The 17932-nt window shown below is 69.0% G+C and carries 14 protein-coding genes; 11 read left to right on the top strand and 3 right to left on the bottom strand.

Annotated features, from left to right (window positions below; all coding sequences use genetic code 11):
• Positions 1 to 50 precede the first annotated feature (50 nt).
• The 3 genes from infB to ACIQTT_RS03980 all read left to right on the top strand — a co-directional run bounded on the left by infB (position 51) and on the right by ACIQTT_RS03980 (position 5636).
• Positions 51 to 2810 (top strand): translation initiation factor IF-2, encoded by a 2760-nt coding sequence (gene infB, locus ACIQTT_RS03990; RefSeq protein WP_402786306.1) that lies wholly within the window; start codon positions 51 to 53, stop codon positions 2808 to 2810.
• A 106-nt stretch (positions 2811 to 2916) separates the two neighbouring features.
• Positions 2917 to 3351, top strand: a complete 435-nt coding sequence (gene rbfA / locus ACIQTT_RS03985; RefSeq protein ID WP_402786303.1) for a 30S ribosome-binding factor RbfA — start codon at positions 2917 to 2919, stop codon at positions 3349 to 3351.
• 131 nt (positions 3352 to 3482) lie between these two features.
• On the top strand, positions 3483 to 5636 hold the full coding sequence (locus ACIQTT_RS03980; RefSeq protein ID WP_402786300.1) for a LuxR C-terminal-related transcriptional regulator: 2154 nt from the start codon (positions 3483 to 3485) through the stop codon (positions 5634 to 5636).
• Between the two features lie 4 nt (positions 5637 to 5640).
• Here the strand turns inward: ACIQTT_RS03980 and ACIQTT_RS03975 are convergent, their stop codons facing one another.
• Positions 5641 to 6543, bottom strand: a complete 903-nt coding sequence (locus ACIQTT_RS03975; RefSeq protein WP_402786297.1) for an A/G-specific adenine glycosylase — start codon at positions 6541 to 6543, stop codon at positions 5641 to 5643.
• Between the two features lie 66 nt (positions 6544 to 6609).
• On the opposite strand from ACIQTT_RS03975, the gene truB reads away from it, so the two are divergent.
• The 6 genes from truB to ACIQTT_RS03945 all read left to right on the top strand — a co-directional run bounded on the left by truB (position 6610) and on the right by ACIQTT_RS03945 (position 12896).
• Complete coding sequence (gene truB / locus ACIQTT_RS03970; protein ID WP_402786294.1) at positions 6610 to 7503, top strand: tRNA pseudouridine(55) synthase TruB; 894 nt, start codon at positions 6610 to 6612, stop codon at positions 7501 to 7503.
• Positions 7500 to 7868 carry a hypothetical protein gene (locus tag ACIQTT_RS03965; protein ID WP_402786291.1) on the top strand — a complete coding sequence of 123 codons (369 nt, stop codon included), beginning with the start codon at positions 7500 to 7502 and terminating at the stop codon, positions 7866 to 7868. Before truB ends, ACIQTT_RS03965 begins: the two co-directional genes overlap by 4 nt.
• A gap of 56 nt (positions 7869 to 7924) precedes the next feature.
• Positions 7925 to 8362 carry a hypothetical protein gene (locus tag ACIQTT_RS03960; protein ID WP_402786288.1) on the top strand — a complete coding sequence of 146 codons (438 nt, stop codon included), beginning with the start codon at positions 7925 to 7927 and terminating at the stop codon, positions 8360 to 8362.
• Positions 8359 to 9312 carry a bifunctional riboflavin kinase/FAD synthetase gene (locus tag ACIQTT_RS03955; protein WP_402786285.1) on the top strand — a complete coding sequence of 318 codons (954 nt, stop codon included), beginning with the start codon at positions 8359 to 8361 and terminating at the stop codon, positions 9310 to 9312. Before ACIQTT_RS03960 ends, ACIQTT_RS03955 begins: the two co-directional genes overlap by 4 nt.
• A gap of 202 nt (positions 9313 to 9514) precedes the next feature.
• Entirely contained in the window at positions 9515 to 11659 is a 2145-nt protein-coding gene (locus tag ACIQTT_RS03950; RefSeq protein WP_402786282.1) for a DEAD/DEAH box helicase, read from the top strand.
• A 208-nt stretch (positions 11660 to 11867) separates the two neighbouring features.
• A complete protein-coding gene (locus ACIQTT_RS03945) occupies positions 11868 to 12896 on the top strand; it encodes an ATP-dependent 6-phosphofructokinase (protein ID WP_402786279.1) in 1029 nt (342 codons plus the stop codon).
• 86 nt (positions 12897 to 12982) lie between these two features.
• Here the strand turns inward: ACIQTT_RS03945 and ACIQTT_RS03940 are convergent, their stop codons facing one another.
• Both ACIQTT_RS03940 and ACIQTT_RS03935 read right to left on the bottom strand, forming a co-directional pair.
• Positions 12983 to 13846 (bottom strand): DUF559 domain-containing protein, encoded by an 864-nt coding sequence (locus ACIQTT_RS03940; RefSeq protein ID WP_402786276.1) that lies wholly within the window; start codon positions 13844 to 13846, stop codon positions 12983 to 12985.
• 174 nt (positions 13847 to 14020) lie between these two features.
• On the bottom strand, positions 14021 to 16117 hold the full coding sequence (locus ACIQTT_RS03935; protein WP_402786273.1) for a S9 family peptidase: 2097 nt from the start codon (positions 16115 to 16117) through the stop codon (positions 14021 to 14023).
• Positions 16118 to 16272: 155 nt separating this feature from the next.
• On the opposite strand from ACIQTT_RS03935, the gene ACIQTT_RS03930 reads away from it, so the two are divergent.
• Both ACIQTT_RS03930 and ACIQTT_RS03925 read left to right on the top strand, forming a co-directional pair.
• Complete coding sequence (locus tag ACIQTT_RS03930; RefSeq protein ID WP_402786270.1) at positions 16273 to 17598, top strand: anion permease; 1326 nt, start codon at positions 16273 to 16275, stop codon at positions 17596 to 17598.
• Positions 17595 to 17930, top strand: coding sequence for a peptidase (locus tag ACIQTT_RS03925; protein ID WP_402786267.1), 336 nt, complete (start codon positions 17595 to 17597; stop codon positions 17928 to 17930). The genes ACIQTT_RS03930 and ACIQTT_RS03925 overlap by 4 nt, the downstream gene beginning before the upstream one ends.
• Positions 17931 to 17932: the final 2 nt, after the last annotated feature.

Here is a 17932-nt window from a genome sequence, read left to right as displayed (position 1 = left end):
GCGACTAATGGTCTGCCCTGTCTGGGCAGACTGCCCCAGACAGGAGAATTGTGGCTGGTAAACCACGCGTACACGAGATCGCCGCCGAACTCGGCGTCGACAGCAAGGTCGCACTTGCAAAGCTGAAGGAACTCGGCGAATTCGTCAAGAGTCCCTCCTCGACCATCGAACCGCCGGTGGCGCGCAAGCTGCGCGCGGCGATCGATGCCGACCCCTCGCTCAAGGCATCCGCCGAGGCTGCTCCGGCAGCGAGCCCCGCCGCCGCGAAGCCGGCAGCGGCCAAGCCTGCCGGCAAGTCGGCACCCACCCCGGGGCCCAAGCCCGGACCCAAGCCCGCTCCCGCCCCGGTCGCCGAGACGCCCGCGGCGGAAGCCCCCGCTGCCGAGGCGCCCGCGCCTGCAGCACCGACCCCCGCGGCCTCCGCACCGGAGGCGTCGGCACCTGCCGCGCCCGCCGGTGACGGCGGTGCGCCCAAGCCCGGTGCTCCGCGCCCGGGCAACAACCCGTTCTCGTCGGCGCAGGGTATGGGCCAGCGTCCCACCGGCCCGCGCCCGGGCAACAACCCCTTCGCCTCGGCGCAGGGCATGGGCCAGCGTCCGACACCGGGCAACATCCCGCGTCCGCAGGCGCCGCGTCCCGGCGCTCCGCGTCCGGGTGCGCCGCGTCCCGGCTCGCCCCGTCCCGGTGCCCCTCGCGGTGGCCAGGGCGGTCGTCCCGGCGCTCCGTTCCAGCAGCGTCCCGGGGGCCCCGGTCGTCCCGGCGGTGCCGGTGGACCCGGTGCCGGTCCCGGTGCACGTCCCGGTGGCGGCTTCGCCGGTCGTCCCGGCGGTGGTGGCGGTCGTGGCCGTGGTCCCGGCGGTGGTACCGCCGGTGCGTTCGGTAAGGGCGGCGGCAAGAGCAAGCAGCGCAAGTCGCGGCGGGCGAAGCGGCAAGAATTCGAGATGCGGAGCGCCCCGGTCGTCGGCGGTGTCAACGTCACCCGTGGAAACGGGGAGGTCATCCGCATGCGCCGCGGCGCGTCGATCGCGGACTTCGCCGACAAGATCGAGACGCTGACCGGTTACACGGTTCAGCCCGGAACCCTCGTCACGATCCTCTTCAACCTGGGTGAGATGGCCACGGCCACCGAGTCCCTGGACGAGGCGACGTTCGAGGTCCTCGGCGAGGAGCTCGGTTACAAGATCCAGATGGTCTCGCCCGAGGACGAGGACAAGGAGCTCCTCGAGGGCTTCGGTCTCAACCTCGAGCAGGAGCTCGAGGAGGAGAGCGAGGACGACCTCGAGATCCGTCCTCCGGTGGTCACCGTCATGGGTCACGTCGACCACGGTAAGACGCGCCTGCTCGACGCGATCCGTCAGACCAACGTCATCGAGGGTGAGGCCGGTGGCATCACCCAGCACATCGGTGCGTACCAGGTCTGGACCGAGCACGAGGGCATCGAGCGCGCCATCACGTTCATCGACACCCCGGGTCACGAGGCGTTCACCGCCATGCGTGCTCGTGGTGCGCAGGTCACCGACCTCGCGATCCTCGTGGTCGCTGCCGACGACGGCATCATGCCGCAGACGGTCGAGGCGCTGAACCACGCCCAGGCGGCGAACGTGCCGATCGTGGTCGCGGTGAACAAAGTCGACAAGCCCGACGCCAACCCCTCGAAGGTGCGTCAGCAGCTGACCGAGTACGGCCTGGTCGCCGAGGAGTTCGGTGGCGACGTCATGTTCGTCGACGTGTCCGCCCGTGCGGGTACCGGCATCCAGGAGCTCCTGGACGCCGTGCTGCTCACGGCCGACGCCGGTCTCGACCTCACCGCCAACCCGAACAAGGGCGCGCGCGGTGTCGCGATCGAGGCGAAGCTCGACAAGGGCCGCGGCTCCGTCGCCACGGTGCTCATCCAGTCCGGAACGCTTCGGGTCGGCGATGCGATCGTCGCGGGTACGGCATACGGCCGAGTGCGTGCGATGGCCGATGAGAACGGCGACGCCGTTCTCGAGGCCTACCCCTCGCGTCCGGTGCAGGTGCAGGGTCTGAACTCCGTGCCCCGCGCCGGTGACGTGTTCATCGTCACCGAAGAGGACCGCATGGCTCGTCAGATCGCTGAGAAGCGTGAAGCGGTCGAGCGCAACGCACTGCTGGCCAAGGCCCGCAAGCGCATCTCGCTCGAGGACTTCACCCGTGCTCTCGAAGACGGCAAGGTCGAGTCGCTCAACCTCATCATCAAGGGTGACGTCTCGGGTGCCGTCGAGGCGCTCGAGGAATCGCTCCTCAAGATCGAGGTCGACGATTCCGTGCAGCTGCGGATCATCCACCGCGGCGTGGGCGCGATCACCGAGTCCGACGTCAACCTCGCGACGATCGACAACGCGATCATCGTGGGCTTCAATGTCCGCCCCGACACGAAGGCGCGCGAGCGTGCCTCCCGTGAGGGCGTGGACATCCGGTTCTACTCGGTCATCTACAACGCGATCGACGAGATCGAGAACTCCCTCAAGGGAATGCTCAAGCCGGAGTACGAAGAGGTCCAGTCGGGTGTCGCCGAGATCCGCGAGGTGTTCCGCTCCTCGAAGTTCGGCAACATCGCCGGTGTCATCGTGCGGTCGGGAACGATCACGCGAAACGCCAAGGCCCGTGTCATCCGCGACGGCGTCGTCCTCGCGGACGGTCTGGCGATCGAATCGCTGCGCCGCTTCAAGGACGATGTCACCGAGGTGCGTACGGACTACGAGGCCGGTATCGGCCTCGGAAAGTACAACGACATCCAGATCGGTGACGAGATCGAGACGACCGAGCTCGTCGAGAAGCCGCGTTCCTGAACGTAGGCTCGACAGAGCGGATGCCCCGACCCGTCAGCGGGGCGGGGCATCCGCATTCCCGTCGTGAGACCGCCGGTGATGATCACCGACGACAAGGAGAAGAGAAATGGCTGGAGAACGACAGGCGCGCCTCGCCGACCGGATCCGCGTGATCCTCGCCGAGCGCCTCGAGAAGGGGCTGCGCGATCCGCGGCTCGGTTTCGTGACGATCACCGACGTGCGCGTGAGCGGTGACCTCCAGCACGCATCGGTGTTCTACACCGTCCTCGGCACCGAGGAGGAGCGCGTCGCCAGCGGTGCGGCGCTCACCTCGGCCACCGGGATGCTCCGCAGCGAGGTCGGACGACAGCTCAGCACCCGTCTGGTGCCCACGCTGGAGTTCATCCCCGATGCGCTCCCGGAGAACGCCGACCACATCTCGGCGCTACTGCGTCAGGCGCAGGAGCGCGACGCGGAGGTGGCGAGGCTCGCTTCCTCCGCCTCTCACGCCGGCGACGCCGACCCGTACGTGCGCCCGGAGGACGACGACTCCGACCGCTGATTCCACCCGCGCGGAGACGCGTTGGGTATATCGGTCGATGACCGCTGCGGTCGCGTTTCTGGTTGCTACCGTCGCACCGGATGAGAAGCGTCTCATCCGGTGCGAGGGGGTGCATCATCGACGGCGCAGTGGTGTCCGGAGGAACGAGTCAGGCGTGGGCGACGGCCGGTCCGTTGCTCGGCGAGCTGGCGGACGAACAGCTCGGCTGCGCGCCGCACGTGCTGGCGCGTCTCCTCGTCGATCTACACGAGGACGCGCTGACGATCCGCCAGGTCGCTGCCGCCCTGACGCGCGGGCAGCGCCAGGGGCTGCTGCCGCTACCGTCTCCTCTTCCGATGGTTCCCGCTGTCGTCGAGGCCTTCGGAGAGCTCGATCTCTCGGCCCGAGATCGCGATCTCCTTTTCGCACTCGCGGTGACGTTGACCGATGAGCTGGAGCCGCTCCTCGTCTTCGACGGACGCGCGGCCGAGGAACTCGCGGCATCGGCGATCGGCGCTCATCTCGATCTGCACGCCGGCCGCATCCGCCTCCGCGATCGGCGAATCGCGATCTGGATCTCCGACGGCATGGGCTCCGGTGAGGCCGCCCAGGTGCACGCGCGTCTGCACGAGGTGTTCGCGCGACGGGGAAGCACGACCGAGGCGGACTGGCACCGAGCGCGTGCGTCACTGGAGATGGATCCCGGATCCGCGCGAGAGCTCACGCGCATCGCAAGAGGACTGTCGGAGACAGGGCACGCGGACGGCGCCCTGATGATCGCGCGCGAGGCCGCCGCGCATGCGGAGGGGCGAGATCTCGACGAGGCCCGCGTGGTCGCCGGGGCCGCTGCGATCGGCGGCGGGTACGCTCTCGAAGCGGCGGCATGGCTGGGGAGCCTCTTCCCGCACGGGACGGAGCGCTATCGTCTGCAGGGTCTCGCCGGCCTGCTCATCGCGCAGGCCCACCTGCAGGGTTCGGTGCCCGTGATCGAGCTGGAGACTCTGCGACCGACCTCGGACGCACCGGAGGACTGGTACTCGATCGCTCGGGGAGCGGCTCTGGCCGTGCCGTTGTGCGCGGAGCGCGGCGATCGACGGGGAATGCGCGCCTGGCGGGAGATTCTGAGGTACGCCTCTGCCCGGGTCGGCGTCGAGTCGAAGCTCCGAGACCCCGCCGTGGCCCTCGCGTGGCTGCTCGTGGGCGAGTCTGAAGAGGATGATGCCGAGGGCACGGGGCCGGTCACGGGTGGACTGCTGCGCGCGCTGACCTCCGCGCTCGACGGACGGATCGACGTCGGACTTCGCCTGCTCGCCCACGAGGAGGCGCTCGCGTCCGGGGTGGACCCGCTCGTGGAGGGGTTCGAGCGGAGCCCTCTCGTCGACGCCTACCGGGTAGTCGCGCACGTGCTCCTCCTGGTCTGGCGCGGTGACTTGGGCGAGGCGCGCGAGCATCTGCTCGCCGCGTCGATGACGCTCCCGGTCAGCATGCCGTTCGCCGGCCTCGGTGTGGTCCTCGCGCGGAGACTCGATCTCGCCGTACTCGGAGAGCTCGGACCGCTCGCTCGTGCGTTGACCTGCGCGCTGCCGTCGGGGCAGCGGATCGATCTACTCGTCGATCAGGGCATCGATGCCTTCCTCGGAGGGGATTTCGACGGAGCCGCCGGGTTCATCCGGCTGTGGCGCGAACTCGGGGCGCCGCAGACGTCCTTCGCCGTTCCCGGGCTCGAAGAGATCCGCCCGGGTGGTGACGAGGAGCCGGCCGTGCGTCTCATCGAGCCGCCGGAGGTCGGTCTCGCTCGATCGCTCCGCACGCGTGTCGCCACCGCTCCCGATGTGCGCTGGCACTCCGAGCGCGATGAGGTCCTGCGCGCGGCGCGCACGCTGCGATCGCCGTTCGCGCGCGCCCGGATCGAGGCGATGCTCGGCACCCGCGCGGCGATCCGCGGCGAGGCGGTCCTCGCTCGCGCGCACCTGCGCACGGCGCTCAGTCTGTTCGAGCTGTCGGGAGCGCACGCCTGGGCACGATCGGTCGTGCGCCGGATCGCGGCTCTCGACGCCGATGACGCCACTTCGGCTATCGACCCACTGGCCGCGTGTCGGGCAGCGTGGTCGCAGCAGCTCACCGCACGCGAGCTCGAGGTCGCGATGCGGGCGGCGGCAGGGGCGAGCAACCGGGAGATCTCGGAGGCGCTCGTCGTGTCGGTGCGCACGGTCGAGGTGCACATCGGACGAGCATTCGCGAAGCTCGGTGTGCGCTCGCGGGTCGAACTCACCGTGCTGGCGCACCGCACGAACCAGCTGCTGTGAGGGGTCAGCGCGGCAGCGCGATCTCACCGTTCCCGGCTTCGGCGAGCCCGTCCGCGACGAGCGAGTCGATCGCACGATCCCGTTGCAACGCGTCCGGCCAGTCCGGCAGTAGATCCTCCAGGGCGATGCCTTCGGGGGCGATCTCCCTGAGCACGCGCAGCACCGCGCCGCGCGCCTGACGATCCGATCCTTCGTAGGCGGCCTGCTTGCGGCGCGTGTCCGCCGTCGCGGGGCTTCCCGCGGCGAGCCATGCGCACCGATCGGCGATCGGGCACTCTTCGCAGACCGGCGTGCGCGCGGTGCACACGGTGGCGCCGAGCTCCATGACGGCGGCGTTGAACACCGCCGCGGCGGAGTCGTCGACCGGCATCTGCGCCTCCATCAGAGCGAGGTCGCGGCGGGAGGGAGGACCGGGGTGCGCGATGCCGTCGACGGCGCGCGCGAGGACGCGTCTCGTGTTGGTGTCGACCACCGGATGCCGGTCGCCGTACGAGAAGACGGCGACAGCGCGGGCGGTGTAGTCGCCGATCCCGGTGAGGGCGAGCAACGCGGGGACATCGCGGGGGACCGTGCCGTCGTGTTCCCGGACGATCTCCGTCGCGGCGCGGTGGAGCCAGAGCGCGCGGCGCGGATAGCCGAGGTTCGCCCACTGCTGCACGACCTCGGCGGGGGAGGCCTTCGCCATGTCCGCCGGCGACGGCCAACGCTCCAGCCACGCATCGAGACGAGGGATGACGCGGGCGACGGGGGTCTGCTGCAGCATTAACTCGCTCACGAGCACGCCCCAGGCGCCGAAGCGCTCGTGGAACTCCGGTCGACGCCAGGGGAGATCGCGGGCCGCGGAACGGTACCAGTCGATGACCGGGGTGGCGATCTCCTGGTCGCGGTCCTCGGGCGTCTCCGGCATCCGACAAGCCTATTCGAGCCTCGATCGCGTGTTCGCCCGTGCGGTCGGGCACCGTAGGCTGGAGGGATGGTTCTGCCCGGCATCCTTCTCGTCGACAAGCCCGCAGGGCTGACCAGCCACGACGTCGTCGCACGCACGCGTCGCGCGTTCGGCACTCGCAAGGTCGGGCACGCCGGCACGCTCGATCCGATGGCGACCGGCCTGCTCGTGATCGGCATCGAGGGCGCCACACGGCTCCTCACGTACATCGTGGGCGCCGGCAAGACTTACGAGGCGACCATCCGTCTCGGGCAGACCACGGGCACCGACGACGCCGACGGAGAGATCACCGCGCAGGCGGATCCCGCTGCCTGGACGGATGTCTCGGATGCGCGCATCGCTGCAGGGATCGCCGCCCTCACCGGAGAGATCTCGCAGGTGCCCAGCGCGGTCTCGGCGATCAAGGTCGACGGACGTCGCGCATACGATCGCGTCCGAGCGGGGGAGGAGGTCGTCCTCGCGCCGCGTGACGTCGTCGTCACGCGTTTCGATGTCGTCGGCGACCGGGCGGGCGACGGTATCCGGGACCTCGATGTGATCGTCGACTGCTCGTCCGGCACGTACATCCGGTCGCTGGCCCGCGACCTCGGTGCCGCGCTGGGCGTCGGTGGGCACCTCACCGCACTCCGGCGCACCCGGGTGGGGTCGTTCGACGTCGCGGATGCCGTTGATATCGACTCCCTCGAGGGGGCTCCGGTCCTCACTCCTGCGCAGGCCGCCGAGCTCATCCTCCCGGTGCTGGCGGTCTCGGCAGAGGAAGCACGCGACCTGCGCCACGGCAAGCGGCTCTCCGGTGAGGCCGGCCGGATCGACGCTCCGCTGGTAGCAGCGATCGACGACGAGGGGACTCTCGTCGGCATCGTCGAGAAGCGCGGGAGCGACCTCAAGAGCGCCATGAACATGCCGGAGAGTGCCCGATGATCCTGTGGTTCACCCTCGTCCAGGTCGTGGTGGCGGTCATCGCCGGCGGGTTCTGCGTCGTGGCGGGAATCATCGGACGGCGCCCGAGCGACTGGTCGGTCGGCGCCGTCGCCCTCGTCGAGGCTCTGCTGGTCGCGCAAGTGATCACTGCGATCGTCGCGCCGCTCGTGGGGAATCCGCCCACGGGTGACCTCCTCGAGTTCTGGGTCTACCTCGTCTCGGCCGTGCTCCTGCCGATCGGCGCCGTTCTCTGGGCGCTGATGGAGCGCAGCCGGTGGAGCACCGTCATCCTCGGGGTCGCCGCACTGGCGATCGCGATCATGGTCTGGCGCATGCACGTCATCTGGACCGTGCAGATCGCGTAACCCGGAGCCGCACACGGACGTCGGTGCCCTCTGGCGCATCTAGGATGGAATGCGCTATGAGCACCACCGCCCCCACCACCAGGATGACCGGAATCGGTCGCGTCCTCGTGATCGTCTACGCCGTCATGGCGCTCGCGGCCACCGGCCGGAGTTTCGTGCAGATCTTCCGACGGTTCGACGAGGCGCCTCTGTCGTACTCGCTCTCGGCCCTCGCGGCCGCCGTCTACATCCTGGCGACGCTGGCGCTCGTGCTCGCGCGGCGACGGGGCTGGTACACGGTCGCCTGGGTGGCGATCGTCTTCGAGCTCACCGGCGTCCTCGTGGTCGGCCTGCTCAGCATCCTGATTCCCGAGCAGTTCCAGCACGAGACGGTCTGGTCGCTCTTCGGACGCGGGTATCTCTTCGTCCCGCTGGTCCTCCCGGTCTTCGGTATCTGGTGGCTGCGCAGCAATCGCCCGGGCGCCGCGCCGGCGGCCGTCGAGGTCGAGGCGTGATCGTCTTCCGCGATCTCGCCGAGGTGCCGGAGGGATTCGGCCCGAGCATCGTGGCGATCGGCAAGTTCGACGGCGTGCACGCCGGGCATCGTGCCGTGATCCGACGGCTCGAGGAGCGAGCGGCCGAGACCGGCGCACGTTCGGTCGCGGTCACTTTCGATCGCAATCCGCTGGCGATCCTGCGACCGGACCGCTGCCCCGAGAACGTCGTGACGGTGGAGCGCAAGCTCGAGCTCCTCGGCGAGCTCGGTCTCGACGCCACCCTGCTGCTCACCTTCGACGAGGAGATGGCCTCGCTCAGCGCCGAGGACTTCGTCACCGGAATCCTGGTCGCGGCTCTCGGCGTCTCGACCGTGCTGGTGGGGGCGGACTTCCGCTTCGGGCACCACGGAGCGGGCACCCCCGAACTGCTGCGCGAGATGGGGCCGAGCCACGGGTTCACGGTCGAGGTCGTCGACGACGTGTACCTTCCCGGTTCCGCACGACGCGTGTCGTCGACGTGGATCCGCGAACTCCTCATCGCGGGTGATGTCACCAGCGCCGCGCGCGTGCTCGGACGCTCGCCCGATGTGCGCGGCGTCGTCGTCCACGGCCTCAAGCGCGGACGCGAGTTGGGGTTCCCGACCGCGAACCTGTCGACCATCGTCGATGCGTTCGTCCCGGCCGACGGCGTGTACGCCGGGTGGTTGATCGATCACGACACCGGCATCCGTCACCCCGCCGCGATCTCCGTCGGCACGAACCCGACCTTCGACGACGTGCTGGAGCGTCAGGTCGAGGCGCACGTGCTCGGCGAGACCGGGCTCGACCTCTACGGGCACGATGTCACCGTCGAGTTCACCGAGCGCCTGCGAGGCATGGTCGCCTTCGAGGGGATCGAGAAGCTCACGGAGCAGATCGCCGCCGACGTGACCAATGCCGAGCGCGTGCTGCGCGAGCACACGGCCTGATCGAGCCCGCTGCGCGCGTCGCCGCGGGGCTACGCGCCCCGGTATGGCGTAGAGTGGTCGCAGTCATCGTCGAATCTTCCGCGTCCTGCGCGCATCGGCGAGATGATCGATCTACTGCCCGCACGGTCCTGGCTCACGCCACACGCGGACAACAGAGCGCCGGAGCCCCTGGGGCGTTCCGGCCTTCACGCTCAGGAGGAGCATGCCGACCACGGCAACCGCCGCCGCACGGCGCAAGAAGTCGTCTCGTCGCGATGACGAGGCGCCCCTCATCCCGATCCTCGCGCGCAAGGTGCGCGAGATCGAGGCCAAGTCCCAGCGCGGAAAGCTGGGACCGACCAACCGCGTCAAGTTCCAGGTGATCGCGTTCCTGGTGCGCGAAGAGCGCGCCAGGGTCAAAGCGGATGCCGACATCGGTGATGCCGCACGCGCCGAGCTGCTCAAGCGGCTCGACGGCGTCGCGACGATCCTCGCCAAGACGGCGGCGCGCGACACGTCGCTCATCCAGCTGCTCGAAGCGGACCAGGCGACCTCGCCGGTCGCCAAGCGCATGCGCCGCGACTGGCTGCTCGAGTCCGGTGCGGAGCTCGCTCCGGAAGAGTTGATCATCGCCGATGCCGCGCCGGTTCAGATCTCCGTCGTTCCCGCGGCCATCGCCGAGCGTCAGGTGACCCCGCCGTCGGTCGAGGCCCGCCAGCTCGCGAACCCGTTCCTCGCCCCCGATCTCACGCCGCGCGTGACCACCACCCCGCGCCGTCGCCTCGACGGCTGGGAGCTGATGGGCCCGCTGTACAAGGCGTTCGAGACCGGTGCGGGCGGCTCGGCCGCCAGCATGGAGCTGCCTCCGGCACCCGAGTACGACCACATCTCGCCGAAGGGTCTCGAGGTGATGGTGCATCAGTCCCGCTTCCTCGAGGCGGTGCGCGACGGGCATCGCAGCTTCCTCCTGGCCGATGAGCCCGGCCTGGGCAAGACCGCCCAGTCGGTTCTCGCCGCCTCGGTCGCGGGCGCCTACCCGCTCCTGGTCGTGGTCCCGAACGTCGTCAAGATGAACTGGGCGCGCGAGGTCGAGCGGTGGACGCCGCAGCGGCGCGCGACCGTGATCCAGGGCGACGGCGACGACATCGACGCCTTCGCCGACATCTTCATCGTCAACTACGAGATCCTCGATCGGCATCTCTCGTGGCTGTCGTCGATCGGACTGCGCGGCATGGTCGTCGACGAGGCGCACTTCATCAAGAACCTGTCGTCGCAGCGCTCGCAGAACGTGCTGTCGTTGGCCTCTCGTGTGCGCGAGCGCACGCCCGGCGGGAAGCCGCTCATGCTGGCCCTGACCGGTACGCCGCTGATCAACGACGTCGAGGACTTCGACGCGATCTGGCGGTTCCTCGGCTGGACCACGGGGGAGAAGCCCGGTCCGGAGCTCATGGAGAAGCTCGACGCGACCGGATTCACTCCGGCGGACAAGGCGTTCTACCCCGAGGCGCGCGACGCCGTCATCTCGATGGGGATCGTCCGCCGCAAGAAGAAGGACGTCGCAGCCGATCTGCCCGACAAGCTGATCGCCGATCTTCCCGTGCAGCTCGACGACGAGTTCGGGCGGAGCATCCGCCAGGCCGAGCGCGAGCTGGGGGAGCGTCTCGCCGCCCGCTACCGTCGGATCATCGAGGCGCGAGGCGATCGCGGCCTGGCCGCCGGGGAGATCGACGACGACATCGTGCGTCTCGTCGCGCAGAACGAGCTCGAGGAGTCGAAGGCCGCGGGAACCGGCGGAGACAACGTCTTCACGATGGTCCGGCGTATCGGCCAGGCCAAGGCTTCTCTCGCCGCCGACTACGCGGCGCAGCTGCAGCGCTCGGTGGGCAAGGTGGTGTTCTTCGCGAAGCACATCGACGTGATGGACCAGGCGGAGGCGCACTTCGCCGCCGCGGGCATCCGTTATGTCTCGATCCGTGGCGACCAGACGACGACGGTCCGCCAGCAGGCGATCGATGACTTCAACGGCGACCCCGAGGTCGGCATCGCGGTCTGCTCCCTCACGGCCGCGGGCGTCGGCCTCAACCTGCAGGCGGCGTCGAACGTCGTGCTCGCCGAACTGTCCTGGACGGCGGCCGAGCAGACGCAGGCGATCGACCGTGTGCACCGCATCGGTCAGGACGAACCGGTCACTGCGTGGCGGATCATCGCCGCGCACACGATCGACACGAAGATCGCAGAGCTCATCGACCAGAAGCAGGGACTCGCTGCGCGCGCGCTCGACGGCGAGGCCGTCGACGACGTGGCGGCCGAGCCGGTGCAGCTCGGAGCGCTCATGCATCTGCTGCGGGAGACACTGCGCAGCGCGTGAAAAGCTGTTAAGAATCGCGGTTCTTGATCGCGATTCGAGGGCCGAGAAGGGCCATTCGGAGAAGTTGTGCCGGATGGTCCTTTTTCGTCGGCAAGATCTCCGGTTTTCGACATGCTCGAATGGCGCTCGACGGGCGCATGGCACTAGTGTCGATCGCAGGCAGCGTCGCCTTTCCCCTTTCCTTCTCCCGAGCGTCTGAGGCAACAGCATGAAGATCGGAATCCTGACGAGCGGTGGCGACTGCCCCGGACTCAACGCGGTGATCCGCGGCGTCGTACTCAAGGGCACCACCACGTACGACATCGAGTTCGTCGGCATCCGCGACGGTTGGCGAGGAGTCGTCGATGGCGACTTCTTCCCGCTCACGCGCCACGAGGTCAAGGGTCTCTCGAAGGTCGGCGGAACGATCCTCGGCACGAGCCGCACGAACCCCTACGAGGGACCGCGGGGCGGCGCCGAGAACATCGCGAAGACGCTCGCGGCCCACGACATCGACGGCATCCTGGCGATCGGCGGAGAGGGCACGCTGGCAGCGGCCAACCGTCTCGCGAATGACGGCATCAACGTGATCGGTGTTCCCAAGACCATCGACAACGATCTGCGCGCGACCGACTACTCGTTCGGCTTCGACACGGCCGTGAACATCGCCACAGACGCGATGGACCGCTTGCGCACCACCGGTGACTCGCATCAGCGATGCATGGTGGCCGAGGTCATGGGTCGCCACGTCGGGTGGATCGCGCTGCACGCGGGTATGGCCGCCGGCGCGCACGTCATCTGCATCCCCGAGGTGCCGATGTCGATCGACGAGATCACCGCGCTCGTGTCGAGCGCGCACGACCGCGGCCGCGCGCCGCTCGTGGTCGTCTCCGAGGGCTTCACTCTCACCGGGATGGACACCGCGTACAGCGACAAGGGGCTCGACGCGTTCAACCGTCCCCGGCTCGGTGGTATCAGCGAGGTGCTCGCCCCCGAGATCGAGCGCATCACCGGTATCGAGACGCGTTCGACGGTGCTCGGACACATCCAGCGCGGAGGGTCGCCTTCCGGATTCGACCGGGTCCTCGCGACACGCCTCGGCCTGCACGCGGCGGATTCGCTCGTCGCCAAGTCCTGGGGTCGCATGGTCTCGCTGCGCGGCACCGACATCGTCGAGGTGCCGTTCGCCGAGGCCCTGGGGGAGCTGAACACGGTTCCCCGCAGCCGGTACGACGAGGCCGCAGCCCTCTTCGGCTGAGCGCGCGGCGTCAGGCGATCGCGAGAGATCAGGCCGTCGCCGGATGGAACGGCCTGATCCTGCCAAACGGCCTGTGCTGAAGGGCACTATCGCGCCGTGATCCGGCGGTCGGCTTCGAGGTGCAGACCCTGAGCGATCGCGGTGAGGATCGCATTCTGGACGTAGCGACCGTCGTGCATGACCTGCTGGTAGTCGAAGCGCAACACGGTGTATCCGCGTAGGGCGAGACGTGCATCCGCGCGAATGTCCCGGCGCCGATCCGCGGGCGCGCTGTGATGGCGGAACCCGTCGATCTGAACGCCGAGACGGTTGCCGATCATCACGTCGAGCGGATGCCCGTCGACCCAGAACTGCTGTTTCACGGTCACGCCGATATCGCGCATCAGGGCGACGAAGGTGCTCTCCGGCCCGGAGTCCGAGCGGCTGCTGACGGATGCCGCGAGAGCGGTGGCCGCAGGCGAGCGCCATCGCACGCGCTCGAGTTCGTCCACCTCGACGGCGCCGGCGCGGATCGCACCTTCCCAGATTGCGGCGGCGTCGACTCGGGGCAGGCATCGGGCGACGTGGAAGAGCACGTTCAACGGATGCTCCTCCACAGCGAACCGCGGCGACGGCACGGGACCTCGTCCGCGGTGCACCCGCACGCCGCTGGACTCGAACCGGGAGGCGGAGTGGGGGAGGGCGACGTGGACGCCGTCCGTCTCCACAGTCCACCACCCGCGGAGAGCTGCCGCGCTGGCGCATGTGACGCGTCCTCCGATGCTCGCGGCGATCGCGCGACGTTCGTCGCATCCGACGCTGATCAGCCAGGAACGCCGGACCCGTCTCAGCCGTCCCTCGGCGATCGACCGGTTGGTCTGGTGGAGCGTGATGCCCGCCGCACGCATGGTCGACGAGTGCGCGACGCCGCCCTGAGAGTGCACCCAGTCCGCCGCATCCGTCGTTCGCATTCGGAAAGGATCGCGCGCGGACTCGGTAGCCGGTGACCGTGGGTGCCGGTTCGGGGAGGAACTTCTGCTCCCCGCGGATCGTGCAGGACAGGTGGAATCAGGCAGTCGCGCGAGATCAGGCCGTTCCTTCAGGAAACGGCCTGATCTCGCGCGCTCGCCTGTTCTTCGCCGCGGTCAGTCGGCCAGCCCGAGCGTGTCGAGCAGCCAGGCGAGCTCGAACGCACGCTCGCGCCAGGAGTTGTAGCGTCCGCTGACTCCGCCGTGTCCCGCGACCATCTCGCACTTGAGGAGGACGTCGGATGCTCCGGCCTCCCGCAGGCGGGCGACCCACTTCGCCGGCTCCACGTAGAGGACGCGGGTGTCGTTGAGTGATGTCACGGCCAGGATGCGCGGGTACCGCACGCCATCACGGACGTTCTCGTACGGCGAGTACGACTTCATGTACGCGTAGACGTCGGCGTCGTGGAGGGGATCGCCCCACTCATCCCACTCGATGACGGTGAGGGGCAGCGACGGGTCGAGGATCGTGGTCAGGGCGTCGACGAACGGAACGGCGGCGAGGACACCGGTGAACAGTTCGGGAGCGAGGTTCGTGACGGCGCCCATCAGGAGCCCTCCAGCGCTGCCGCCCTCGGCGACCAGACGGTCGGGCGCGGTCACCCCGGTGTCGATGAGGTGACGGGCGCTCGCGACGAAGTCGGTGAACGTGTTGCGCTTGTGCAGCAGCTTGCCGTCTTCGTACCACTGGCGGCCCATCTCTCCACCACCGCGCACGTGCGCCACGGCGAACACGACACCGCGGTCGAGTTCCGACAGGCGCGCCACCGAGAAGCCCGGATCGATCGAGTGCTCGTACGAGCCGTAGCCGTAGAGATGCACGGGGCGCGGTGTCTCGCCGGGGGCTCCGAACTCCTTCTTCCAGACCAGTGAGATCGGCACCCGGGTGCCGTCGTCGGCCGTCGCCCAGTCCCGACGCTGACCGTACTGCGTCGGGTCGTAGCCGCCGAGCACGGTGACGCGCTTGCGGAGCAGCAGCTTCTTCGTCGCGATGTCGAGGTCGTACACGGTGCCCGGCGTCACGAACGAGGTGTACCCGAGGCGGAGGAAGGGGGAGTGCCACTCGGGGTTGCCGCTGACCCCGGCCGAGTACAGCGGCTCGTCGAAGGGGATGTCGGTGACGGCATCCGTCGTGTAGTCGAGCAGTCCGACCCGCTCCAGGCCCTCCGCGCGGTATTCGACCGTCGCGAAGTCGCGGAACGCATCGACGCCGAGCAGCCGCCGGCCGGGCTCATGCGGCAGGATGATGCGCTGCGGGCCCTGCGGGGCGTCGGCCGCGACCGAGACCAGCTCGAAGTCGAGGGCGTCGTCGTTGTGCAGGATGAGAAGTCGGTCCTCGCCGTCGACGATCGCGTGCTCGACCGAGTACTCGACGCCCTCGGTGCGCGGCCAGATCATCTGCGGGGCTGCGGTGAGGGGGCCGGAAAGGTCGACCAGGTACTCCTCGCTCGTGATGCTCGAGCCCACGCCGATGACGAGGTACTTCCGGCTACGGGTGATGCCGGCGCCGAGCCAGAACTTCTCGTCGGGCTCGTGGAAGAGCTGCACGTCATCCGACACCGGGGTGCCGAGCGTATGCAGCCAGAGCGTGTCGGGACGCCAGGCGTCGTCGCGCGTCGTGTAGAGGATCGCCGAGCCGTCGGGCGTGAAGAACGCGCCGGCCGTGTTCGGGATCTCATCGGCGAGGGTCTCGCCGGTGGTGAGGTCGCGTACGCGGATCGTATAGACCTCATCGCCCTCGAAGTCGGTCGACCAGAGCAGCTTCGTCGCGTCGTCGGAGGTGTCGAACGCCCCGAGGGAGAAGAACTCGTGCCCCTCGGCCTCGACGTTTCCGTCGAGGAGCACGACCTCGCCCGGAACCGCGATGTTCGGCGCGAGCCGTGGGGGAGTCCAGTCGTCGGAATCGGCCGTCGCTCGGCAGTGGATCGCGTACTGCGCTCCCTCGACCGTGCGGCTGTAGTACCACCAGTCTCCCCGACGCGTCGGCACAGAGAGGTCGGTCTCCTGCACGCGTCCCTTGATCTCCTCGAAGAGGGTTTCGCGGAGTGCGGCGAGGTGCGCGGTCTCGGACTCCGTGTGCGCGTTCTCGGCCTCGAGGTGTGCGACGACCTCGGCGGACTCCTTCTCGCGCAGCCAGTCGTACGGGTCGTCGAACGTGTCGCCGTGGTGCGTGCGGAGGGTCGAACGTCGGTCTGCGATCGGGGCGTTGGTCACCGTTCCACGCTAGCCCAGGTCGAGTTGACCGGCACCGAGGACGGTGGGAGGATTCAACGGGGCCGGTTAACGGAAGTCAAACCCACGGTGAACTCTTCGTTCGTCACGTCGATCTCGTCGACATCTCCCTCTTCCTCAACGACCGAAAGCGAACGGTGGAAACCGCAGCCCTCCTCGTCGTGCTGGTGATCCTGCTGGCACTCTTCTTCGACTTCACCAACGGCTTCCACGACACCGCGAACGCGATGGCCACGCCCATCGCCACCGGTGCTCTCAAGCCCAAGACCGCTGTGCTGCTCGCCGCGGTGCTGAATCTCGTCGGCGCATTCCTGTCGACGGAGGTCTCCAAGACCGTCTCGCACGGCATCATCCACGAGGACGGCATCCAAGCCGCCGTCTTCCTGCCGATGATCTTCGCCGGGCTCATCGGCGCGATCACCTGGAACATGCTGACGTGGCTGCTGGGACTGCCCTCGAGCTCGTCGCACGCGCTGTTCGGTGGTCTCATCGGCGCCACGCTCGTGGGCGTGGGAGTGCAGGGCATCGATTTCGGGATGGTGCTGTCGAAGATCATCCTTCCCGCGCTGATCGCGCCGGTGACCGCCGGGATCATCGCCTTCGTCGCCACGAAGGCGGCGTACTCGATCACTCGTCGTTATGACGGCAAGCCCGACGGCCGCGACGGCTTCCGCTGGGGGCAGATCTTCACGTCCTCGCTCGTCGCCCTCGCGCACGGCACGAACGACGCGCAGAAGACGATGGGAGTGATCACCCTCGCCCTCATCACCGTGGGATGGCAGAACGCCGACCAGGCCGATCCTTACCTCTGGGTGATCATCGCCTGTGCGGTGACGATCGCTCTCGGAACGTACCTCGGCGGATGGCGGATCATCCGCACGCTCGGCAAGGGCCTCACCGACGTGAAGCCGGCGCAGGGCTTCTCGGCCGAGAGCGCGACGGCGGCGACGATCCTCGCCTCGAGCGCATTCGGTTTCGCGCTCTCGACCACGCAGGTCGCCTCCGGTTCGGTGATCGGCTCCGGTCTGGGCCGCCGCGGGTCGACGGTGCGCTGGCGGACCGCCGGCCGCATCGCGATCGGCTGGCTCCTCACCCTTCCGGCGGCCGGTGCGGTCGGCGCGCTGGCCGCGCTCATCGCCCTCTGGCTCGGGGGTTGGGGTATCGCGATCGACGCGGTCCTCGCCCTCGCCGTGATCATCGGACTCTTCCTGCGCTCGCGCCGCGACGCGGTCACGCCCGCGAACGCGATGAGCGATGTCGCGGAGTCCGGTCTCGCGATCGACCTGCCGGACGCTCCGCCGCCCACGCGGCGTCAGCAGCGGATCGAACAGGCGAAGGCCGAGGCGAAGGCGCGCAAGCAGGCGAAGGCGGATGCACGTGCCCAGGGCAAGCCCGGCGCGCGTACGAAGAGCACGACCACGGTCCGCGACGAGACCGGCAGCGAGAAGGGAACGGGCGAATGAGCGTCTCGATCGATTGGCTCGCCTTCCTCCAGGTGTTCGTCGCGGCGCTGGTCGGCGCCGTCGCGATCGTCACGTTCTATGCGTTCGGTCTGCGCCTGCTGGTGCGCAGCGGGCACGCGCCGGTGGTGAGTCCCGCGGAGTTCACGGACGCGATCACGGTCATCACCGAGAAGGACCTCCAGCGGGCCGAGAAGCAGGCCGCGAAGGCGGCTCGCAAGAGCCCGCTGACCGACGCTCAGAAGCGCCTGTCGCTCGTGGGCGCCTATGGATGCTTCGCCCTCTGCGGGCTCGCGGTCATCGCCGGCATCCTCATCATCGTCGTCGGGCACTGACG

It is taken from the genome of Microbacterium sp. NPDC090225, from assembly GCF_044772365.1.
Classification (GTDB): domain Bacteria; phylum Actinomycetota; class Actinomycetes; order Actinomycetales; family Microbacteriaceae; genus Microbacterium.
The sequence above is the reverse complement of the archived record's forward strand: the minus strand, read 5'-3'. Positions and strand labels throughout refer to the sequence as shown.